This window comes from Runella sp. (genome assembly GCF_027484545.1).
Taxonomy (GTDB): Bacteria; Bacteroidota; Bacteroidia; order Cytophagales; family Spirosomataceae; genus Runella.
Genome location: NZ_JAIXST010000121.1, coordinates 1 through 24,002, shown reverse-complemented (window position 1 = coordinate 24,002; position 24,002 = coordinate 1). Strand labels below are relative to the sequence as shown.

Below are 24,002 nucleotides of genomic sequence, written 5' to 3'. Positions count from 1 at the left end.
TTCCCGAAACAACTTCGCATCGGCCCAAAATGTACCGAAAGGAATGATGGAAGCAAGCAACGCCAGCGCCGTTTTTTTGAAGGGCCAATTGTATTCAATTTTGCTTTGAACAACGGCCAATACGTACAGAATAAACAGCAAGCCGTGAGCCATTCCAAATATTTTATTGGGTTGCGGCATGTTGGCGTAGTATTTCAGGGGCATTGTCACGAACAATATCACCAGAAAGGAAACCCCTTCCACAAAGGCAAGAATGCGTAAACGACCGATTTGGGTTTTGAGTAATTCAACCATTGTAATGCTGTTGTATAGTAAAGTCTACCTCAATTAAAATGCAAAGAAAACCATTTTAGACCTTACCAAGCGACTGTTGCCTCAAATAAATCTACGGTGGCCCAAACAATATTTGGGTCACTTCCCGTGCTGATTTCGCTTTACGTACCTCCCGAAAAATAGCCTGCCATTCGTGGAAATTCAGATAGACAACATTTTTGGACTCCACAGGCTTGGTTAAGCCATACACTGGTTTTTCGGTTTCTTCCTGAAACGTGCCAAACAAACGATCCCAAATGATGAACGTAGTCCCAAAGTTTTTGTCAAGGTAGGCTTCATTTTTGCCATGGTGCACGCGGTGATGGGAAGGTGTTACAAAAATAGACTCAAACCAGCGCGGCAACTTGGGGATGACCTCGGTATGTATCCAAAATTGGTACAGCAAATCAATCTGATAGCAGGTAAACGTAACGACCGGATGAATCCCGGACAGCCAAACGGGTAAAAAGAAAATGATTTTGATGTGCTGCGTCCATGAATTTCGGAAAGAAGTGGCCAAATTCAAGTGCTCAGATGAATGGTGTGTTACGTGGGTTGCCTACCAAATGCGTTGTTTATGAGCAATGTAATGCGCAAAATAATTACAAATATCGATGCCCAAATAAGCAAGAATCCACGTCCACCAAGCTGTAGGCAAATGCCAGGGAACGGCTTCGTAACAAAACAAACTCAAACCGACGATGGAAGCTTTAAAAAAGCCATTGATAATCAAACTTCCTATACCAATTCCAACCGAAGCCTTTAGGTCATCGTGGTCGTAGTGATGATGCGGGTCGTGGCGTACTACCCAATATTCAAGGGCAATACAGATAAAAATCAAAGGGGTAGCGTATAGCAATAGCGGCTGTAGGTCTTGTTCAAACTGCGTGGGAGTCATGGGAATTACGAATGTTGGAATGACGAATTGGGGGCGCCCACAGTTCACCGCTGCGCGGAGCCGCCTGTGCGATGACGAATTGGGAGCAAATGAACTTAATGAATTAAGATGCGCTCGTAAACGGCTTTTTCTTGGGCATAATCGAAGCCAAACAATTCGATGTAATGTACTTTGGGGATGAGCCCATTGGAGGCTAATTGCACAAAAACCTTCTGTAAGGCGGCTTTTTCGCCGTTTATTTGGGTAAAGGCCATAAGCTTCCCTTCGTGATTCTCCACAAAAATCGGTCGTTTCTTAAAGGCGTTCAGATTGATCTCTACATCATTGGCGGCAGTTCCCAAATCTCGGTGTTTGTACCCATAAGCCAGTTGCCACTGCAAAGCCGAAAGATCTTCGCGTTGACCCCGTTCAGCGTACCGTATCCAATATACGTTGAGGGGTGTTTCGGGGTTCAATTTTTTGTCGGAACGAAGATTGGCTTCGTACATGACCGTGTTCGCATCGTTGCTTCGCTGAATGTAAAATAAGCGGTTGGGCGTATGCGGCGGTTCGGGAAAATGGGTTCGATGGGGAGTGTCATTGGTGCGGAAGGCACACAGGAGTCCCGTGAGCAAAAGTAAGCTTACAATTTTCATAGCTGTATAGAAGGCGGATTGTTGATGCCTTTGCTTTAAAGACAACCGATAGAAAGTGTCCCCCTACTTCCAATAGAAAATTTAATTACCTGACACTTTTTGTGAAATTATTTTATTGAACCATATAAGGCAGATAAGTAAATATAAGGCTTTGAATTTCACATATTAAACTTATATCAACGAATCAATAGTGTTGGTGATTTTTACCACGGCTGCAAAATGCGTTTAGGCAGGAGCTGGAAAAAGAAAATAAGTACAGATAATGAGAATTCTGTAAAATTGTCTATTTTGTGAATCCTACGAATTAATTCCTCATTTTTAACCCTTCTTTCTATGAAAAACTAACCGATTTCTCGTTTATTGCACTATTACCTCTTAACTATCATCAAGCCAATACCTTATGAAATTAATTATTGACAATCTTTCTAAAACGTACTCGAATGGAGTACATGCTCTAAAAGGCGTATCGTTGACCATCAATCAAGGCATGTTTGGACTGCTTGGACCTAATGGCGCAGGGAAATCATCGCTCATGCGGACCATCGCTACGCTTCAGGAAGCCGATAACGGCAGCGTGACTCTGGGCGATTTAGACGTGCTTCGTCAGAAAGAAGAAGTACGCAAATTGCTGGGTTATTTACCCCAGGAATTCGGGGTATATCCACGAGTAACGGCCGAAACCATGCTCGACCACATTGCAAGTTTGAAGGGCATCCAAAATGCCAAACAACGTAAAGAAATTGTGGAAGGGCTGTTGCAAAAAGTGAACCTGTTTCAAGTCAGGAAAAAGAATTTAGGGACTTTTTCGGGCGGAATGAAACAACGTTTTGGCATCGCGCAAGCATTATTGGGCAATCCCAAACTCATCATTGTGGATGAACCGACCGCCGGGCTCGACCCTGCTGAGCGGAATCGTTTTCATAACCTTCTTTCTGAAATCGGTGAAAATACGATTGTAATTCTTTCCACTCACATTGTGGAAGATGTCACTAATTTGTGTTCCGACATGGCCATTATTTGCCTCGGTGAAGTGGTTGCGCAGGGAAATCCGAACGATTTGGTGAAAGAAATCAGCGGTAAGGTGTGGAAAAAAATGATTGAGAAGGCGGAATTGGAACATTATCGGACGAATTATGAGGTTATTTCTACGTCTTTGAAAATGGGTAAAACACAAATCAGGGTTATTTCGGACGAACCGCTCAGCAGTTTTGAACTTGCCACTGCTGATTTGGAAGACGTCTATTTCTCCGAAATAACAAAACGGGTGGGATTGGCGGTGTAGTTTTTGCTAGATACTACTTATTGCCTGTTTATCAATAATTGTAAGATACTCAACCCCCTTAATTCCTACAACCATGTTCAAAGAAATATTCCTTTTTGAATTAAAATATCGCTTCAAGCGCCCAGCGACCTACCTGTACTTTGCATTGCTGTTTTTGTTCATGTTTCTGAACATCATTTACGGCAGCGGTCCGGCTTCCGAAAAAGCCAATCTTAATTCGCCCTACGCCATCTCTCAGATGCTGATTATTATCTCCATTTTTGCCAGCCTGATAAGTTCGGCCATCATGGGTGTACCCATCTACCGTGATGTGGAATTTGGTACCAAAGACTACTTTTTCAGTTTTCCCATTACCGAAAAAGGCTACTTATTAGGGCGTTTTTTGGGGTCATTTGTCACACTTTTGTTTGTATGTTTTGGTATGGTGGTTGGCATCCTGGCCGGGGGTTTTTTAGGGCCGCTGCTGGGACTTGCCGAAAATGCCAACCGTTTTGCTCCCGTCAATTTGTGGCATCATTTGCAGCCTTATTTGCTGTTTGTTGTGCCAAATATGCTCTTTACCGGCTGTCTGTTTTTTAGTTTGGTAGCCCTTACCCGTAAGGTATTTATTATCTATTCGGGAGGGATTTTGTTGCTGATCGCTTATCTGCTTTCTACAGTATTGACCCGTGATTTAGAGAACAAAAACCTCGTGGATTTAATTGACCCTTTTGGGCTGACAACATTCAACAATGCCACTAAATACTGGACTCCTTTTGAACAAAACACGCTTACGGCTTCGCTGACGGGCAACTTGCTGTATAATCGCCTGATATGGATGGGGTTGGGACTTTTGGTCTTTTTTGCGGTACTATATCGGTTTAGTTTTCAGGAGTTTCTTTCCTTAAAGCTTGGGAAAAAACAAAAAGACGAAGAGCGTCCAACCACCCGTATATCACTGGCGGATTTACCCGTTGCCGACAAAATTTATTCGGGTAGTATTTTTATGCGTCAAATGTTCAGTCAGGCGTGGTTGGAATTTATACAGATCATTCGTGATCCGTACTTTATTGCCATCATGGTTGGGGCGTTGTTTTTCCTGTTTACGGATGGTTGGTTCGGTTTTCCCACCTTCGGCACGCCCTCATTGCCCTTGACCTACTACATGATTGAGGTCAAAGACTTCAATTATGGTCTTTTTGTCTACATTATCTTGATTTTCTATACCGGAGAAGTGGTTCATCGAGATAAGTCGGTGAAATACAATCTTATCTCTGATTCGTTGCCTGTCCCCAACTGGATGGTGTACGGCTCCAAGTTTTTGGCCATTGTGCTGGTTGGATTTGTGTTGGCTAATTTGGTGATTTTGAGCGGGGTAACGAATCAGATTGTCAAAGGGTATTTCAACTTTGAGTTTGGTAAATACTTCACCGATCTCTACCTGATTGAATTTCCTGAATACGTTGAATTGGCGATGTTGGCCTTTTTTATGCACATTTTGGTAAACCAAAAATTTCTGGGTCATATTCTCACCATTGGCCTTTGGTTTATGTTGGGCAGTATCCAAAGTTTTGCTGAAATCAATTACAATCTCTTCTTTTTTAGCTATTTCCCCAACTACCGGATTTCTGACATGAATGGATTTGGTCATTTTGCCAAACCGCTTTTCTGGTTCCATTTCAACTGGCTGGCGTTGGGTGCCTTGCTTTTGGTGGTAGGTAATTTGTTTTGGAACCGAGGTTCTGAAGATGCTTTCAAAGCCCGTTGGCAATTGATGAAACAGCGTCTCAGCGGCAAATCGTATGCGTGGCTCACGCTTTTTACGGTGTTGTGGCTGGGTGCAAGTTCGTATATTTATTACAACGTAAGTATATTGAACAACTACGTGGGCATTGAAGAAGGGCGAGAACTGGGGGCCAATTACGAAAAGAAATATAAAAAATATGAACGTATTCCTCAGCCCAAGGTGATTGACGTAAAGGTGAACATTGACCTTTTCCCAAGTGAACGGGCTTGCGATGCCAAAGGGGTATTTACGTTGGTGAACAAAAGCCAAAAACCAATTGATTCTCTGCACCTTAACATGGGGAGTCCCATTGCTCATACCGACATCAAAAAATTGACAATCAACGATGTCGCTCCAAAGCTTGTGTTGGATGATAAAGACCTGAAATACCAAATCTATCGTCTTCCCAAAACGCTTCAGCCCGGCGACACCGTAAAAATGGAAATTGTTTTGCGGGCCGAGAATCGAGGTTTTGAGAATAGTGGTTTAAGCCGTGAAATCGTCGAAAACGGTACCTTTTTTGACCTTCAAATTTTTCCTTCCATGGGCTATGGGGGCGATAAAATTGACTCGGATAAGTATCGCAAAAAGTATGGACTTCCTGAAAAGAAATATACGTTGCCCACCCAATCCGATGCTTTTGGATTGAGTACCCTGCTTTTTAACGACGATGCTGATTTGGTTACCTTTGAAGGCACAGTTAGTACCGAACCCGATCAAATTGCCATCATGCCCGGCTACCTTCAAAAAGAATGGACTGACAAAGGCCGACGCTATTTCCACTATAAACAGGAAGGGCTGATGGACTTGTTTTTTAACGTTTGCTCGGCTCGTTATGTGGTGAAGAAAGACAGTTGGAAATCGCCCGATGGCAAGGAAATTAAAATTGCCATCTACCATCATCCCGGACATGATCAGAATCTAAACCATTTTATGAAAGGAGTAAAAGATGCCTTGGCGTACAATCACGTCAATTATCGGCCCTATCAGTACAGTGAAATGCGAATTATTGAGTTTCCGAGGTATGCGGGCTTTGCGCAGTCGTTTCCCAACACGGTGCCTTATACAGAGAGTTTTGGTTGGGTGGCCGACTTCTCTGACCCAAATGATACCGACTATGCCTACTACGTGACTGCCCATGAGGTAGCTCACCAATGGTGGGGACATCAGATCTGTCCGAGTTATACACGCGGTGCCAATCAGATTTCAGAATCGATGGCAGAATATTCCTCGCTGATGGTGTTGAAGAAGGAATACGGTGAAGATGCGATGCAAAATCGCCTTAAATATTGCCTGGATGCTTACCTGCGCGGACGGTCCAATGAGAGTAAGTTTGAAGAAACACTTCTCGAAAACGACAGTCGTTCTTATGTGTGGTACGACAAAGGCTCCTTGGTACTCTACGCTTTGCAGGACCTGATTGGCGAAAAGAACATGAATAAAGCCCTGAGTGACTTTGCCAACGAAAATGCGTTTCTGGAAAAACCGCCGTATCCGACTTCGGGCAAGTGGTTTGCTGCTTTGCGGAAAGTAGTGCCGGATTCATTGCAGTATTTTGCCGAAGACAGTTTTGAAAAAATAGCTTTGTATGAAAACCGCATTACCAAAGCGGAGGCTACCAAAGGCAAAGCCGGCGAATACAAGGTGAAGTTGACTGTGCAAAGCAAAAAACTCTACTACGATAAGCAGGGTAAAGAGATAAGTACCGGCAAAGGACGTGATTATATTGACATCGGTATTTTTGCCGAAGAAGGTAAAAACACGAAAGGCATGAAGAAAAAAGTGCCGCTGTATCTCAAAAAGCACTGGCTTACTCCCGGCGAGCATACGCTTGAATTTACGGTAAAAGGGGAGCCGAAAAAAGCGGGGATTGATCCTTACAACAAATTGATTGACCGAATTTCGGACGATAATGTGATGCCCGTAGAAATGTAGAAGCCAAAAAGACAATGACAAGGTCGGGGTAGTTTTGAACTGCTCCGACCTTGGTTTTTAATAGAATAGATGTAGTTTTTCTCAATGCCTATCGGTTTAGAGTCAAATCACAAATCCCATACAAACGATTGTCCTTGTCGTAGTGTAACCTGACGACCGGATACTTCTGTTTTTTTGCCCACTCCTGCCAATACGTATCTTTCATAGCGGGGGCATCTTCAAAGACCATTTGGATGTTGAGGTTTTTATACCCCGTTGCCGTACAGTTTATATGAATGTGTTGAGGAATAAACCGTCCGTTGAACTTGTTAGGATAACTTGCGGGCCGAACCGTTTGGAAGGAATAATTGCCTAACTCGTCCGTCGTTAAAAAGCCGAAAAGTCGTGGATCGGCTTCATTCATTTTTTTCAGCGCAGAGTCTGTGGGGGCATAGTAACCTTTGTTGTCTGCGTGAAAAATGTACAATCCGGCACGAGAAATAGGTTTTTGATGAACATCCAATAGCCTGCCTTTGATGGTGATTTTTGACCCTTTTTCTTTGCGTGTACAAAGAGTTACGGAGGACGATTTTGCCTGTTTTTCAAGGAGAGTTCGGATGCCGCTTCGCTCTTGCGGAGTTAATTGCAGGTAGTGTTCGGTTACCAAAAAATGCAGCGAATCATATACGGGATATGTAGGATGATTTGTCAATTGTGTACTTAAAGCCTTGATTTTCATATCCCATTGCTGGGAATAGGCGACAAAAGACAGACACATTGCTCCAAATAAAAGGTAGGTCAATTGTCGTGTATTCATTAGCTATGGGTTGAAATAGGTAATTTAACTGTAAACGTCGTCCCTTCGCCCTCTGTCGTTTCCACTTCTACTATTCCGCCATGCCCTTTGGTAACAATATCATACGCCAAACTCAGACCCAAACCCGTTCCTTCGCCCGTGGGTTTAGTGGTGAAAAAGGGCTGAAAGATTTTGGCCTGTACTTCTTTTGACATACCTGTGCCGTTGTCTTTGACTTGAATGACGATTTGGTTATCAAGGGTTTGAGAACGGACGATAACTTTTGGTGAGTAATTAACGTCGGCAGCGTTTTGAACGCTGCCGACGTTGACGGCGTAGAAAGCATTATTGATCAGGTTCAACAAGACCCGCCCAATATCTTGCGGAATGATTTCAATTTGGGGGAGATTTGGGTCAAAATCAGTAATTAACTCACAATTGAATCGAATCGTCGAACCGTCCTGGTTTTTGGCTTTTAAACCATGGTAAGCGAGACGCAAATATTCGTCAGCCAATTGGTTGATGTCAGTCAATTGCCGCTCTCCGGTGGCGGTGCGGGAATGCTCCAACATGCCTTTGACGATGGAAGAGGCGCGTTTGCCGTGGTGATTGATTTTTTCTTGGTTTTGTACTAAATCACCTACCAAATCACTCACCAGTTCTTTATCAATATTTGGTTTTTCTACTTCTTCTTTGAGTTCTTGGGCTAAATCAACCGAGAGTTCAGAGAAATTATTGACAAAATTTAAAGGATTCTGAATCTCATGGGCGATGCCCGCCGTAAGTTCGCCCAAAGAGGCGAGTTTTTCTTTTTGAATGAGCTGGGCTTGGGTGGATTTGAGTTCGGTCAGGGCTTTTTCGGCTTTGTCGCGCTGAAGGTTGATTTCTTCCTTTTGGCGATGAAGCAAATGGTTGGCTTTCTTTTGTTGTTTATTGGTACGATACAGGATGAACGCAATCAGAAAAAGTACGCCCAAACCCGCCAAAAAAGCATATTGCCTTAATTGTGTTTGGTAGGCCACTCTTTCGGCTTCCCGTTGGGCTTCGGCTTCCTGCTGACGTACTTGTTCCTCCACCACGATGGTTTGCAGGGCTTGAAGTTGTTTGGGGCCAAACAGGCTGTCTTTGGCTGCCGCTGCAATTTTATGATAGGAGAACGCCTTAATTAGGTCTTTGGCTTCGTATAATTCGGACAATAAGGTACTGCCATCTAAAATACCTTGTTTATAATTAGTTAATTTGGATTCATCAAGCCCTCTTTGCGCATAATAAATGCTTGAATCAAGTTGATTTTCCTTTTGGTATAATTTAGCCATTAAATTCAGTACAATCGCTTTGACTCGTCCAATACTTAGCGGTAAGCTCTTTTGATAATAATCCATGGCAAGGCGATTGTTGCCCAATTTGGCCTGAATGTTTCCCAAGTTTCTGAAAATAATGGGGTTAATGTCGGTTCCCGCCCGAAGCATTTCCTCGTATGCCTGTTGTTCATAATAGAGTGCCGAATCCAATTGATTTATTTTCTCAAAGGCATTCCCTATATTCATTTTTTGCGTACTCACCTGTGGGTAGTTATGATTTGCTTCATAAATTACCATCGCCTGTCGGTAATAGCTAATTGCTTTCGGATGGTTCTCTAATGTAAAGTAAATACTGCCAATATAACCGAGTGGCAAAGCTTTTTCTGCTGGTAAATGATTGTCCTCCGCAATTTGTAAAGCCCTAAATTGAATCTCCAATGATTTAGGTAAACTTCCTATATCTAACTGCACTCGACCCATGTGAGCCAAAGCCTGAATTTCTCCTTTTGGAAAATGGATTTTTTGCGCCAATTTCACTGTTTGCTGTCCCAAAAACAAGGCGGAATCAGGTTGTGGAACACGGTAACTATTGCATAATTGTACCATAATAAGTACACGACTTGTATCGTGCTTAGCAATAGTTAATTGACGCTTTAAACTGTCAATTCTCAATCTGCCTTGAGCATTTTGGGCAAAGCCAACACTCCAGATAAGGCTAAGAAGAAGGGTAAAAGTTAGAGTTTTCATTTGGTTTAGGAAAGTTTTTACTCAATAGGCGCTGCCTGCAGGTAACAGAGCAAATCGTCGTACTGCCTTAATGAACATTAGGACGATTTGCTTTCATTTTCTAAATCAATTCACAAACACCACACCTTTCTCTTTCGCCATTTGGTTGATGCGCAGCAGGTTGCTATCCACACAGTTTTTTAGTTTCACCAATTCTTCATCCACCAATTTGGATATTTTCTCCCGTACTTCTTCCCCCTGTTTGGTGGGGCGGTAGTCGCCCTGCGCCTGTTCCATCATCAGGTGGGCGAGGCGGTTGTTGATTTTGATACCGTAATTGATAGGGTCCTGTACGCTCATATTCTTGGTTTGGTGAATGTCATTTTCAATCGTTTTGAGTTCCTCTTCAAACTTTTTGACGGCGTCATTCAGGTCTTTGTTTTTCTCGTCGCTGCCCATTTTGTTTTTTAAGTAGGCCAGATCTTCCTTGATTTTTCGGATGTTAATGACCCCCTCATTGGCTTCCGATACCTTATTGCGGACTTTTATCAAAAAATCAAATTGGGCCTGATAATCTTCTGGGGTAGTTTTGAGGCGCGGGTCTTTCAGGATCTCAAACTCCTGCGTTTGGGTCTGTCCGTCCACGGTCAGTCTGACTTGGTATTTGCCCGGTACTGCTTTGGGCCCCAGATTGGGCGCACCGTAAAACACCATGCCCGGGAATGTTTTATACCCCGGGTAGCGCATATCCCACACAAAACGCCCGCCGCCCGCTTTGACCGTCAATTGGTCGGACTTTTCTTTGGCTTTGTTGCTGAACGCACGGATCAGGTCACCGTCACTTTCCAGAATTTCAAGTTTTACTTCGGCTTTCTCGTCGGCTTTTTTGATAAAATAATGAATCAGCACGCCGTTGGGGTGGTTTTCTCCCGCCAATCGGGCATCCCGTCGGTTGGTTCCCGCCATGCGATACGAAGACATAGGTTTGTATAAAATGACCTCTTTGGAAGCGGTTTCTGTGGTAAGTTGCTGTAAAGGCGTCAGATCATCAATGAGCCAAAAACTGCGCCCGTGGGTGGCGGCAATGAGGTTGTCATTTTTGATAGCCAAATCGTGGATAGGCACGGGGGGTAAATTCAGTTGTAATTTCAACCAATTTTCGCCGTCATCAAAAGACACCCAAACGCCTTTTTCGGTGCCGGCATACAGCAATCCTTTCCGCTTGGGGTCGGCTCGTACCACGCGTACAAACTCGTCTTTGGGAATGCCTTTGGTCAGCACCGTCCACGTTTTACCGTAATCCAAGGTTTTATAAATGTAGGGGGTATAATCACCGAATTTGTAGGAAGTGGCAGCAATGTAAGCCCCGCCTTTCACAAAGGGATTGATTTCTACGGCGTTGACCATGTTGAACTTAGGCGACATGGGCGGTGTTACGTTTTTCCAGTTTTTCCCCGCATCGGTAGATACGTGTACCAATCCGTCGTCTGAGCAGGTCCAGATTTCTCCTTCGGTGTAGGGTGATTCGGCGGCGGCAAAAATATTGGCATAGTATTCGGCTCCAGTGTTGTCTTGGGTAATGGGCCCGCCCGACGATTTTATGGTTTCGGGCTCGGCTCTCGTCAAATCAGGGCTGACCACTTCCCAACTTTCACCGCCGTTGTAACTGACGTGCAGGTAGTTGGAACAGGCGTAGAGTTTCTTAGGATTGTGCGGGCTGAAAAACACGGGATAATTCCAGTTGAAACGATATTTCATCGTCTCGGCACCCCCACCGGCCGGCAGGTCAGGATAGACGTTGGTAGAGCGTTCCTGCCCCGTAGCAATGTCCTGCATGGTCATATATCCCTTATAATCACCGCCATAGACCACCTCGCTGTTCAACGGGTCGGGCGCTAAGTGGGCGCTCTCACCGATGGACAAGGCCACCCAATCTTTTTCAGTCACGGCATTGCCGCCCGTGCGGTGCGGAATTCTGACACTTGAGTTATCTTGTTGAGCGCCATAAATACGGTAAGGGAAATAATTGTCGGTCGAGACGCGATAAAACTGCGCGGTAGGTTGGTTGTGGTAGGTGGTCCAATTAGTTCCGCCGTCGTTGGAAACCTGAGCACCGCCGTCGTCGGCCATCACCATGCGTTTGTTGTTGTCGGGGTCAATCCATAGGTCGTGGTGGTCGCCGTGCGGAGCGTTTTTTAATTCAAAGGTTTTGCCGCCGTCTTTAGAAATACCGTAACTCACATTCAGCACGTAGACTAAATCTTCATTTTGCGAATCGGCATAGATGCGGCAGTAATACCAAGCCCGTTGGAGCAAGGCACGGTCTTGGTTGATTCGTGTCCAGGTTTTGCCGGCATCGTCTGACCGATAGACGCCGGGAGCTTCCTGATTTTCGATAATGGCCCATACGCGATTGGAATTTTTGGGAGAAATAGTGACGCCGATAATGCCGTTAGTACCTTTTGGCATTCCCGGTTTGCCAGAAAGATTTTCCCACGTATCGCCGCCGTCAGTACTTTTCCAGAGTTTAGAGTCGGGCCCGCCGCTGTCCATGCGGTAGCCGTTACGTTTTATGTTCCAGGTAGAGGCGTACATAATGCGGGGGTTGTTGGGGTCAAGTATCAAATCGGCGGCACCCGCTTGGTCGTTGATGTACAAGATTTTTTTCCAGGTTTGTCCGCCGTCGGTACTCCGATAGATACCCCGCATTTCGTTGGGTTTCCACAAGTTACCCATGGCTGCCACATAGACCACATCGGCATTTTTAGGGTGAATACGAATGCGTGAAATGTGTTTGGAATCAAGTAAACCGATGCTTTCCCAAGTGGTGCCAGCATCGGTAGATTTCCATACGCCCGCCCCCGAAGCTACGTTGTTTCGTAAGGTTTGTTCGCCCTCGCCCACATAAATTACATTGGGGTCGCTTTCGGCCACGGCAACGGCACCGATGGTTCCGCCAAAATAACCGTCGGTGATATTTCCCCACGTTTGGCCTGCATCGTTGGTGCGCCAAACGCCACCGCCCACGGTTCCCATGTAATACAGGTTGGGATTGCCCCGTACCCCTGTGGCGGTGCAGGAGCGCCCCCCGCGAAAGGGACCTAATTCCCGCCATTGAATGCCTTCGTATAAGGCAGGGTCAATGGTAGGAGAGGTTGGAGGTTTTGGAGATTGCGCGAATAATAAATGACTGAAAACTAAAAGTATAGCGAAGTAAAGGCTACATTTTTTCATAATAGAGCAGGTTTAGTTTGGCTAAATTGTTATTGGCCTAAATCTACCAATAACAATTTACGAAATCAATGGGCTTCCTGCTCCGATGGGTTATTTATTTGGGTACCAATGTATTTTTACTTATGCCGAAACCAGCAATCGGTGCGTTGGGACTCATATCCTTTGAAGCGTGTATTGATGGGAGTGCCGTGCTGCAAACGTTGAGCAAATTGCGTACGCGCCACGAAGTTAAATGCGCCCATATCGAGGGTATAAGGCGTTTGATTATGGACGGTGTAGGTGCGGTGGATGTAGGCTAAATTGTCCATAAGAGTCCTCATCACCTCTACATGGCCGCCGATGATACCACAATTCAGAAGCGTTTCTTTTTGGTTTTGTTGCTCATAATCGGCAAAGCCGCGCATTGAATTTCGGAGATGGGTTGAGTGGTTTTGTATCCATTCGTTGTCCAATGTCTCTGGCTCATCGCCACAAAATAGGGTGTCGGGGTTGGCCAAAAAGAGCGGCTGGACAAAGGGATTCTGAACCACCACTACATCCGAAATGTCCGTGACAAAAATATTTTCTATTTTATCGGAATGCCTCCGCAGAAATTCTTGATAAATCAGATACCGAAATACGTTGGCATTCAGTTGTTTATCGTAGTCAACGGTCACAAAGCGTATTTGCTCATTTTGATAGGTTTCAACCGTTTGTTGAGAGAAAGTATTGTGAAAAATGACTCCTTTCAGTGAAAGCTTCACGATGGAATCGTACCAGTCTTTGATTCGTGAAAAATCATCTTCGTCAATGGCTTCGTTTCGGTTGACATCATAAACGCCCGTGAGTAGGGTAGCACAGATGAGATTGCAGGGAGTGGGGAGAGAAATATCGGGGAAGAGCATCGCTGAATCAAATTCGTCAAATCATGATTGTTCTCGTAAAAGCTGATTTCGTTTAAGCGTTGCCGTGACGCTGTCAGTTATATTTCGGTAATAAATGTAGGTGCGGAGGTTCACTTTTTTGACTCGATACAGCAAAGAAGCTTGGGCATAAAAGTGAGCATCTGCGGCGTACATATTTTTAAATGACAGACGCTCAAATATCTCTTTTTTACCAAAAAGTGTCGCAAAAAGGATACATTCATCCACGTGAATATTTTTTTCATAATCGTATTTGTCTGGGACGTAGTAATCTGCTTCGCTACCGACAATGGTTTCGGTAGAGGAAGAAATTAAATCAGTGTGCTGCATTTCATTTAAACACGCCGACAAATGATTGGGTTTGTATTCGTCGTCGGAGTCAATGATGGCGATGTAGGTTCCATGACACAATTTTACCCCGCGATTGATGGACTGGGACTGTCCGCAGTTTTGGTGTCGCAAAAACGTTACTTTCGCTTGGTGGAGTTGGCAATATTGGAGCAATTTGAGTCCCAATACTTCGTCGCTGCCGTCGTCCAAAACAATCAACTCAAAGTCTTGAAAATCCTGGCATAAAACGGAGTCAATAGCTCGTTTTACCAACTCAAATGGCGTATTAAAAACGGCCATCAGTACGCTGATCGTGACTGGATAAGGGTAAATCATGGCTTCTTGTTCCTATTTTTTCTGAACAAAGGTATGGGAAATGTCACGTAAAATAACCCTATTCTAAATCAATTGTTTGTTAATAATTCAGCTATCTGCTTTTTCTTATTTATGTTTATGGGTGTTTGGTATCAAATCCAACGCCGCATTCTTCAAAATTTCGTGCGTTCCTTCAAAAATCGTCAACGTGATTTTTTTGGACGTTTTTTGATACAATATAGCTCGATTCTCTATGGTTTTGGCTGGATTTTGCGTGGGGAAAGTCTGCGTTTTGAGCATTGTGGCTGCATCAGCTTCTGAAACGTAAAGCGCTTTATCTTTTTCGTTGGCGTCGGTCAGGAGTTTATTGTAAAAATTAATTGAGTGTGAAATCGGCACCGAACCCGTATAGCCGTCGTGAATGCCTGCGTAGATTTGTAGGGTACTTTTTTTGCGTTTTTTAAGGGGTGTTTTCCAATAGAAAGGCGAACGTTCTTTGGCTTTTTCGGCATCAAATACCTCACCTGCGCCCGTGCATTTGACGATTTCGGGGCCATACCTGTTTTTTCGTTCTACCGACTCAACATACCAAGTTGACAAGTCTGAAATAGATGACCAAGCCGAAAATGAGGCGATGTTATGCCGTGACTTCATGTACATGGACATGGTGGCGTAGCCTCCACCGCTGTTGCCTACTATATAGATTTTCTTTTTATCTACCTTCATGTTTTTCAAGGCCCAGTCAATGGCCTCGTCAATGTCAGCAATCACAAACTCACTACAACAGGCTTTGGGGTGATTGTTCACACCTCTGAAATTGGGAAAAATGTAATTCCAACCTTTGGCGTGGGCTTGCGCCGCTACCATATCTTTTTGAGAATCGGCCGAATTGCTCCATGAGTGTAATTCTACGACCAAAGGTTGTGGCGAAGTTACCGTAGATTTATCGAAGTAAAACACCTGCACGTTTCCGTCTAAAGAGGATTGAATGCTGTCTTTTTTTAAGAAGTCGGGGCGTTGGGCAAAGGCGAGGTTTATGACCAAGAAAAGGGAGAATAGGAGGGAGGTTTTCATGAATGATGTTGGGTTTTTAACTTAGAGTATGTTCAAAAATTTTCTGCTTCGGATTGGTAATGTTGAAAAATTTCATTTGGTGAGCCCCTTCATTTCTTTTGCTTGCCCAAAAGAAACGAAGCAAAGAAAAGGGCAGCCTGTCCAATGCTCCCCGCGCAAGCCTTACGCGCACCACGCTGGACAGGCACTCCCACGCGCAAGGTTTTGTTTATTAGTGATTTGCAAAATTTAAACATACTCTTAAATAACAAAAATCCAAACCAATAACTTGATAAATTTGATAAAAATACAGACCAATCAAGAGGGTTACTTAGCCAGCTTTTTATTGTGTTTACTTTTTAAGGGTTGGCGGTACTCGGTGCTTTGTTCCTTGTTCGTAGGAATAAACCAGTTTGATTAAGGTAGGCTCGGCGTACATTCTACCCAAAAACTGAAGTCCAGCGGGTAAGTTGCCCGTCGTAAAGCCCATCGGAATGGTGAAGGCGGGTTGGCCAGTGTGCGGGGCAATGATTTGGCTGTTGTCTCCGTAGTAGTCTACCCGTTTCAATTCTTCGTTGTAGGTGTTGATCTTGGCGGGTTTATTATTCCAAGTCGGATAAATGATGGCATCTAATTTCAACTCATCCATTTTGTCTTCAATGGCTTTCCGAAAAGCAATCCGCCGGGGAGCCGTGTAGACATCTGGGCAGTTGGGGTTTCGGACGGCAAGAAGGGCTTTAACCCGGGCTTCGGCCGACTTCGATTTGCTTCCTATTCTCACAATGTCTTCTAAGGTTTTGATGGTGTCATTTTTGACATACTTAGCCAAGTAGGCTTCCAAATCCCCTCTGAAATCAAAACATACCACGTCTTTTCGGAGGTTTGAAAAATCAGGGATGGTGAGCGGGTCAATGATGACCGCACCCATGGCCTTTAGATCAGAAATGGATTTTTCAAATAAGGCTTTGACTTCCGGGTCTGCCATGCCATTACTGCTGGACAACGCAGAGGCCGCAGGGGCATTTTCACAGAGTTCACGCAAGATGCCTATTCGGGCACCTTTCAGTCCGTTTTTTTGGAGAAAGGGCGTATAATTTCGAGGAGTCTTGCCTTCTGAATACTTGGTAATGGGATCATTGGGGTCATAGCCTATCATGATTTCCAACACCCGAGTGGCATCTTCGACGCTTCTGCACATAGGGCCCACGGCATCATTTCTGAAATTGAGCGGTACGATATCCGCACGACTGATTAATCCCAATGTGGTTCGGAACCCTACCAATGAACAGTGAGAAGAAGGACCGCGAATAGAGTTTCCCGTATCGGTACCAAGGCCAATGGTGGCAAAATTGGAAGCTATAGAAGCCCCTGTGCCCCCGCTCGAACCGGCTGGAACATGCTCCGTATTATAGGGATTGAGCGTGGCTCCGTGCGTAGAACTGAACGAATGCCAAGGCGTGAATGCCCATTCGGCCATGTTGGATTTGGCAATGATAATGGCACCTGCTTTCGCTAATTTGTCAATAATGAAAGCATCTTCGGCAGGCACAAAATCTTTCAACGCTAAGGTGCCCGCTGTGGTGGCGAGTCCTTTGGTATTGATATTGTCTTTAACAATGATCGGAATTCCGTGGAGAGGTCGCAACACTTTCGTCCTTTTATATTCTTCATCCAACGCTTTGGCGATTGCCATCGCCTGCGGGTTGAGCGTGGTGATGGCGTTGATTTGGGTATCAAATTGATTGATACGCTCCAAATAAGCCGCTACCAGCTGTTGGCTCGTAAAGGAGCTTTTTTTGTAGGCAGTGTGGATTTGTGCAATGGTCAACTCTTCTACGTTGATGGGGGCTGGTTTTGAGGTAGTTGCGTTGGAGTTTGGTCGAAAACCAACGGTGCTCAACAGCAGGACGATTGCGATGGCTAGGGATACATTTTTTAACATTTCAGTTCGGGGTTGTTGATGAAAATAGCGTTTATTGTTTCGGTGCTTTCGTTTTGTCAATTTCAACTTTGCCGCCTTTCATCACCCATTTTACCTGCTGAATGACGACGTTGATGTCTTTGAGTGGATTTCCCTTCACGGCCACGATGTCGGCGTAGTACCCGGGTGCAATCGCGCCCAGTTCTTTTTCTTTGCCGAGCATTTCGGCACCGGTCGTGGTGGCGGTTTGCAAGGCTTGTTCAGGAGTCATTCCTGCTTTGACAAACCATTCCAATTCACGGGTGTTTTCGCCGAAACCCGTAAAAACGGCATCGGACCCCATGGCAATTTTTACGTGGGCTTTCACGGCTTTTTTGAGGCTTTCAAAATTTCGTTTTACAAAAAGAGTTAACCCAAATACAGCGGTTCAGTCATAGCCATATTCTTCTTTGTGTGCCGCATAATAACGATTATGGTCAACGGTGGGAACGTAGATAATTCCACGCTGTGCCATTTCTATGAAGGTGGAATCGTCTACATCCGTGGCGTGCTCAATGGTGTTGGCGCCGGCTTTTACGGCCGCTTTGGCGCCGTCGGGACCGTAAGAGTGAACAGCCAGACGTTTTCCTGCTTTATGAGCCACCTCGGCCGCCGCTTTCATTTCTTCGTAACTGTATGTCTGAAAACCCGTTACATCTTTTGCGCTGCCGGTAGAGCCAAATAGTTTGATCCAGTCGGCTCCTAAGGCGAGTTGTTTTTCGGCAAATTGCTGTACATCAGCTATCCCTTTTACGCGGCCGATGCTTAACCCTTGTCCCGCCACAAACATTCGGGGGCCTTTCATGGCTCCTCTGTCTATTAAATCGCGCATGGCAAAGCTCATGTTGTCGCCTGCACCTAAGTCCCGTACAGTGGTTACGCCTGTTTCAAGGGATTTTTTTGCATTTTCCTGCGCTAAAAATACTTTGACGGCGGGCTGCACCGTTCGTCCTTGGCTCCAAGGGTCGCCGGGACGGGTTTTATCCCAATAATAGGTCATGTGCGTATGAGCATCAATCAACCCCGGAATGGCCGTATATTCCCTCAGGTCAATGATTTCTGCATTGGTAGGGACAATCAACTCTTTTTCCTTACCGACTCCCACGATTCGGTCGGCATTGATAATCACCACGGCGTTTGTTATTTTTTTGCCAAGTCCATCAATTAATTCTCCAAAATAGAGGGCTTTTACCTGAGCGGAAACAACTGCGGAATGGGCCAACCATAAAAGTAAGAAAGCGATGGCTCGAAAATTTTTCATCCCAACGGGGGTACGCAGCAGGATAGTTGAGATGGGTAAGGATACACTTTTTGTCATTTCAGTTTAGGTTGATGAAGGTAAATGATGAGTGATTTTATGTACTACTACGAAATATAACACCCCGACCCTGAAAATTATCGTTTTTCTTATTTCAAATGACTTCTAACTATTATTTGATTTACTCGGCCGTTCGTGATTTGTCCGTTAAAAAGGGTATCTTACAACAAACTATAACGCACCATCAATTATGTCAAAAGAAAAAGCAGGACCCAAAGGCGACAAAAAGAAAGCTGAAAAAAATCTGATGGAAAAAAGAGCAGATAAAAAAGCGAAGAAAGAAAGCAAAAGCCACGCTGAATAATTCGATTGGTTTCCAATTTGTTGTAAATCAGATTAATAGCCTTCTCCCGACCGGTACAGACATCAGCCGGGAGAAGGCTATTTCAATAACAACGTTAACTCTTTTTCTCCGACACTCAGTAACCCTGCTTTGGGCAGCCTTTTGGTCATTTTTCGCCAGTTCGGTTCTTTGGCGTAGATGGCTTGCAGCATCAGGGCGGCTTTTGGTACGTTGCCGCCGTTGGCTAACGTGATGGCCGTCCAATACTGCATTTCCAGGTTTTTCGGAAACATTTTCATGGCCGTTCCGTATTCCTGCATGGCCAGGGTCATGTTGTTGTTTTCAATGGCCAAATCACCGTTGTTCATGTGCTCGTAGGCCCGATGGGTTTTTAAGAGACGTTCCATTTCAACCAACGGTTCAGCGTGGTCGTCTACCCGCAAATCTACTAAATGGTTTTCATCCCACGGTTTTCCCGTTGTTTCACCTTTTACGACCAAAATGGCCGCCGATTGCTTGCCACGAATATCTCCGCCCACTTTTTGAGCTGCTTTCAAGGCTTCCAAAACGCGCTCCGCCAAAGGCAGTTGGACATTGGCTTCAAACGACTTTGCCATGGCCGAGGGCACCTCATTGGTCAGCATCATGTTGGATTGGACGGCGTAGTTTTTCCCTTTCAAGTCACCTGCAAAGTCTACGCAGTTTTTGCCCGTAAAATTAGCCACGTTCCCTTTGGCATCCACAATGCCGACTTGCCGGACTTCCTTACCCGTGTCATCAGACAGAAGAATATCCAACGCCTGTTGGGCAGTTTTTCCTTCTTTGAGCAACGCAAGCCCTCTGATTCCGAATGATTTATTGGTAAAAGATTGGGTAGCCACGGCTCCAACTCCCGCTTCCGCCCAGGAAACTGAAGTTCCTACGCTGAACCAATGACTCTGAACACCGACAGCGATTTCGCCCGTTTTCTCGTCGCGGGCCACAATGGAGAATGTATGCGCCAAGCCCTTGTCTTTTTTGAAAAACTGGGCGTTTGCGTGACCGAAAGTGAGTACTAAACAGAGTAGTAGGTAGTTTTTCATTTTGACTTCTTTTTGTTTTTAGCAGGAATTACATCCTCTTCCAATTCCACAATCAATTCTACTTCAACGGCAATGTTTCTCGGCAAAGACGACATACCCACTGCCGAGCGGGCATGTTTGCCTTTTTCTCCAAATACTTCCACCATTACATCCGAAAATCCATTGATGACTTTGGGTTGTTCCGTGAACGTGTCTATGCATTGAACCATACCAAATACTTTCACGATGCGCTTGACCCGACTCAACTCACCTAATTCTTTTTTCAAAACGGCGATTTGTGTAATGGCTACCGAGCGGGCCGCTTTTTGCCCTTCCTCCACCGTTAAATCCCTGCCCACCTTGCCGGTAATCGGATTTCCATTGGCATCGCTGGGGCCTGTTCCCGACAAATAGAGCAAATTGCCTGTCCTGACGGCGGGTACATAATTGGCAATGGGAGCTTTGACTGCCGGGAGTTCGATATTGAGGGCTTTGAGTTTTTCCTCTGGCGTTTGAGCCATTGTTTGTAAGGCGATTAAGAAGAAAATGAAACAGAAAGGGCGTGTTTTTTTCATTTTTGAAGTTTGTTTTTGGTTAGAAATAGAGAAATAATCGAGGGAATTTCTGCCTTCCTCATACGAAATTGTTACCAAATTCTTGAAGACGAAATTTTGATATCTGCATGTTTCCACGCTTCATCAAATTGTTTTTTTGTGTCATTATATTTCGTTGTGTTGCCAACTCTTTCATAAGCATTCATCAACCCTTTTAAAGCCCATCCATTTTTAGGATACTTCTTCAAATCTTTTTCGTACACTTTTTGGGCTTCCTGAATTTTTCCGGCGTCAATCAAAACTGCCCCTAAATGATGCCGAACCGAAAAGAACCAATCGGGTGGCTCGTTATAATTAAGTGCATCCTCCATTTTAACGGCTTCCTGCAAGAGTGAAATCGCTGCGGCATATTTTCTCTCTTTGGCATTGATTTCCCCCTCCAATGTTTTTGAGGCAATTAGGCATAAATCAAAGACACTATTGATACCCCAAATGGTTAAGGCTTTGAGCGTTGTATCTGCCATGATGGTTTTCATTTGGGCAAGGTGCTTCTTTGCATCAGAAGCCTTGCTTTGCGATAACAAGGCCATCCCTTGCGCATAATGCCAAATCACGGAGGGGTATTTAAGTTGTTTTTCAGGGGCAGGCGAATGACGTATTTTATTCCATAAGCCGAGTTTTACTGCTACATACCACGGAATGGTGTAATAATGCTGTAAAGTGGCCCATCCGGGTTCCTGAAACAGTTTTTTATGAGCATGAGCAGCAGTGGCATAGGCTCCCTCCAGTGCATTTTTGGTTTCTCCGCAAAGCGTAGCACATGCTGCTATGAAATGATAATTGTGCGGATAATACGCCAGCGGATACACGCCCTCTGCATGACATGCCTCGGTGTATAAGCTATCAACCAGTACGGCTTTTTGATTGGCAACAACCCCGTCATGATACCGACCTATTCGTATGTAAGTATGCGAAGGCATGTGAACCAAATGGCCCGAACCCGGTACTAAATCAAGCAGCAAGTCAGCACTTGGTACGGATTTTTCGGCATGGAGCGACATCTCAACGGCATGAATGTAAAAATGATTGAGGCCCACATGTCGTGGATTTATTTTCAATCCTTTTTCAAGCGCCCTTAGAATTTCCGGCGTCCAAGGTTGAACCTCTCCGTCTTTTTTGTACAAGTTCCAAGGGTGTAAATCCATAAGCGACTCAGCAAAAAGAGAAGCGATGGTTACATCATCGGGATATTTTTTATACACTTTTCGCATGGCAGCTGCAAAGGATGAATCAAGTACCGAACGGGCAACAGTTGTATCGTTGGAGTAGCGATACGTCAAGGCTTCAATCAAATCTTTTTCTTTTGGGGTGGATGATACCGAAAACGATTTTGCTTTTTGTACAGCATCGTACGCCCTTGTGAAATTATCGGGCTCCATACCCCCATTGTAATTAGGCCCTGACACATACGCAAAGCCCCAGCGGCACATTGCACAGGTTGAATCCAGTCGGACTGCTTCATAAAATGATCTTGCTGCTTCTGCATGATTAAAGCCAAAAGACAACATCAGTCCTTGGTCAAAGTATTGTTGAGCTTCGGTATTCTTGGTAGAAACCGCATAATGCATTCCTGCCAAACCACTGAACAGAGGGGCTTTTTTGCCGGAGGAATACCATAATTTGTCCGTTACTTCTGGCGCACAGGTAGGGATTTGTGTTGTGTTTAGTTGGTTGGTTGCATTTTTGTTTTCATTTTCTTGCTTGCACGAACACAAAACAATTCCAAGCCAAAGGATGTAAGTGAGTTTACACATGATGATGAATGGTTAGAGTTAACACTTAAACCCTCGAAAACAATTTTAAATCAGGGATTGACTATCTTCGCCTCCGAAACCAACGTCAGCAAGGCCACCTGAATGGCTTTGTAGCCTTCGTCATCATACCACCATTCATTGAGGGCGTGGGCATTTCCCCCTTTTCCTCCGCGGCCTAAGGTAACGGCAGGAATCCCTTTGGCAATGGGGGTATTTGAATTGGTCGAACCGCGACCTACTTTGGGAGATGCTCCAAAGTAGCTGACGGCGGCCATGGCACGCTGAATAAGAGGTAAATTGTCAGGTAATTCGCCCGAAGGACGGTCGCCGATTTTTTTGATTTCCACCGTAAGCGTAGGTCCCATGCGTTTCATGGCATTGTGTTCCAGAAGCGCCTGCTGAACCGATGCTTTTAAAATCGAATCCACTAAGTTGAGGTTTTCGGGAATTTCGGAGCGCATATCCACTTCCATCCACGATTCAAACGCAATAGAATTGACCGACGTACCGCCGCCGATTCTGCCTACATTATAACTGGTACGAGCCCCCGTGCGGGTAAACTTATCGGCGGACTTTGAAAAATAATGGATGGCCGAACCCAAGGCGTGCTGAGGGTTAGCTAAACCAAACGCCCCCCACGAGTGACCGCCCGGGCCTTTGAAGGTTACACGGTAGCGGTAAGAGCCTAATCCCATGGTTCTCAGGTAGTCCATTCCTCCGCCGTCTATGGCAATCCATGAATCAATGCGCGGGCTTTTTGGGTCAGTAAACAGGTATTTTACTCCTCTTAAATCACCAAGACCTTCTTCGCCCACGGAGCCAATGAACAATACATCAGCTTCGGTTTCTATTTTGGCTTCTTCCAATGCGCGCAAAACCGACACAATCATGACTACGCCCTGTGTGTTGTCGCCAATGCCAGGGGCAAAGAGGGTATCACCTTTTATTTTGACTTTTACATCGGTTTCGAGCGGAAATACCGTGTCTAAGTGGGCGTCAAAAGCGATAGTCCGATTGCGTTTTTTGCCTTTGCGTAATCCAATCACATTGCCTACTTTGTCGGTCCACACTGAATCAATCCCTGCTTCTTTCAACATGGATGCAAACCGAATGCCCCGTTTGGTTTCCATAAACGGCGGGGCGGGAATCTCAGTCAGCATAATGAGTTCTTCCCGATTTCGTTTATTTTGAGCTACGATGGATTGAAAAGCCTTTTGGAGTTGCCTGTTTTTTGCCAATTGTTCTGTCTCTTTGAGGTAAGTTGCTTCCACTTTTCCGCTTTTTCCCGCATCATCTTCCTGGGCATAAGCAGTAGTGAAAATGAGCGAGAAGTAGGTAAAAATTCCAAGGAGGCTCAAAGTGGGTTTTCGATTTTTCATAGTCGGTTTTTTAATTTATTGATTTGATGAGTTTTGCCGTTGTCGGTCTTATTGTCATTACCTAAAATAGGTTGACAGGTTTAGATAAAGATTCAATATAGTTAAAATTGTAATATACATTGATTTGGGTTTATATTTTTTGATTCATCACAAGTCCAAATAGGTAGTTT

General features: G+C 44.8%; 16 protein-coding genes and 2 pseudogenes. 2 read left to right on the top strand and 16 right to left on the bottom strand.

Translation table 11 applies throughout. The annotated features are described in order from the left end of the window. The 4 genes and pseudogenes from Q0081_RS10415 to Q0081_RS10400 all read right to left on the bottom strand — a co-directional run. Positions 1-294 (bottom strand): DUF3817 domain-containing protein (locus Q0081_RS10415; RefSeq protein WP_298352451.1); only part of this gene is annotated, 294 nt, incomplete at its 3' end. A gap of 91 nt (positions 295-385) precedes the next feature. After that, positions 386-856: pseudogene (locus Q0081_RS10410) on the bottom strand (sterol desaturase family protein); the annotation flags it as partial. Positions 857-871: 15 nt separating this feature from the next. Further along, on the bottom strand, positions 872-1,210 hold the full coding sequence (locus Q0081_RS10405) for a hypothetical protein (protein WP_298352448.1): 339 nt from the start codon (positions 1,208-1,210) through the stop codon (positions 872-874). 95 nt (positions 1,211-1,305) lie between these two features. Next, complete coding sequence (locus tag Q0081_RS10400) at positions 1,306-1,845, bottom strand: DUF4833 domain-containing protein (protein ID WP_298352444.1); 540 nt, start codon at positions 1,843-1,845, stop codon at positions 1,306-1,308. Positions 1,846-2,245: 400 nt separating this feature from the next. Here Q0081_RS10400 and Q0081_RS10395 point away from each other — a divergent pair, with 400 nt between their 5' ends. Further along, entirely contained in the window at positions 2,246-3,127 is an 882-nt protein-coding gene (locus tag Q0081_RS10395) for an ABC transporter ATP-binding protein (RefSeq protein ID WP_298352441.1), read from the top strand. 73 nt (positions 3,128-3,200) lie between these two features. Then, complete coding sequence (locus Q0081_RS10390) at positions 3,201-6,827, top strand: M1 family aminopeptidase (protein WP_298352439.1); 3,627 nt, start codon at positions 3,201-3,203, stop codon at positions 6,825-6,827. An 88-nt stretch (positions 6,828-6,915) separates the two neighbouring features. On the opposite strand, the gene Q0081_RS10385 is transcribed toward Q0081_RS10390, so the two are convergent. The 12 genes and pseudogenes from Q0081_RS10385 to Q0081_RS10330 all read right to left on the bottom strand — a co-directional run bounded on the left by Q0081_RS10385 (position 6,916) and on the right by Q0081_RS10330 (position 23,832). Next, the gene (locus tag Q0081_RS10385) at positions 6,916-7,623 is read right to left on the bottom strand and encodes a hypothetical protein (protein ID WP_298352436.1); all 708 of its coding nucleotides are present in this window, start codon (positions 7,621-7,623) and stop codon (positions 6,916-6,918) included. Continuing rightward, positions 7,623-9,650: an ATP-binding protein gene (locus tag Q0081_RS10380; protein ID WP_298352432.1), complete on the bottom strand. Its 2,028-nt coding sequence runs from the start codon at positions 9,648-9,650 to the stop codon at positions 7,623-7,625. Before Q0081_RS10380 ends, Q0081_RS10385 begins: the two co-directional genes overlap by 1 nt. 105 nt (positions 9,651-9,755) lie before the next feature. Continuing rightward, positions 9,756-12,863, bottom strand: coding sequence for a VPS10 domain-containing protein (locus Q0081_RS10375; RefSeq protein ID WP_298352429.1), 3,108 nt, complete (start codon positions 12,861-12,863; stop codon positions 9,756-9,758). Positions 12,864-12,979: 116 nt separating this feature from the next. Then, entirely contained in the window at positions 12,980-13,747 is a 768-nt protein-coding gene (locus Q0081_RS10370) for a hypothetical protein (protein WP_298352425.1), read from the bottom strand. A gap of 21 nt (positions 13,748-13,768) precedes the next feature. Continuing rightward, on the bottom strand, positions 13,769-14,431 hold the full coding sequence (locus Q0081_RS10365; RefSeq protein ID WP_298352422.1) for a glycosyltransferase family 2 protein: 663 nt from the start codon (positions 14,429-14,431) through the stop codon (positions 13,769-13,771). A 105-nt stretch (positions 14,432-14,536) separates the two neighbouring features. Then, a complete protein-coding gene (locus Q0081_RS10360) occupies positions 14,537-15,484 on the bottom strand; it encodes a S9 family peptidase (protein ID WP_298352420.1) in 948 nt (315 codons plus the stop codon). A gap of 331 nt (positions 15,485-15,815) precedes the next feature. After that, positions 15,816-17,405, bottom strand: coding sequence for an amidase (locus Q0081_RS10355; protein WP_298352415.1), 1,590 nt, complete (start codon positions 17,403-17,405; stop codon positions 15,816-15,818). Positions 17,406-17,436: 31 nt separating this feature from the next. Then, a pseudogene (locus tag Q0081_RS10350) lies at positions 17,437-18,684 on the bottom strand (amidohydrolase family protein). A 438-nt stretch (positions 18,685-19,122) separates the two neighbouring features. Continuing rightward, the gene (locus Q0081_RS10345; RefSeq protein ID WP_298352412.1) at positions 19,123-20,106 is read right to left on the bottom strand and encodes a DUF1028 domain-containing protein; all 984 of its coding nucleotides are present in this window, start codon (positions 20,104-20,106) and stop codon (positions 19,123-19,125) included. Continuing rightward, complete coding sequence (locus tag Q0081_RS10340) at positions 20,103-20,660, bottom strand: RidA family protein (protein ID WP_298352409.1); 558 nt, start codon at positions 20,658-20,660, stop codon at positions 20,103-20,105. The genes Q0081_RS10345 and Q0081_RS10340 overlap by 4 nt, the downstream gene beginning before the upstream one ends. Before the next feature lie 71 nt (positions 20,661-20,731). Next, a complete protein-coding gene (locus tag Q0081_RS10335) occupies positions 20,732-22,453 on the bottom strand; it encodes a M48 family metallopeptidase (protein ID WP_298352406.1) in 1,722 nt (573 codons plus the stop codon). A gap of 50 nt (positions 22,454-22,503) precedes the next feature. Continuing rightward, positions 22,504-23,832: a M20/M25/M40 family metallo-hydrolase gene (locus tag Q0081_RS10330; protein ID WP_298352402.1), complete on the bottom strand. Its 1,329-nt coding sequence runs from the start codon at positions 23,830-23,832 to the stop codon at positions 22,504-22,506. Positions 23,833-24,002: the final 170 nt, after the last annotated feature.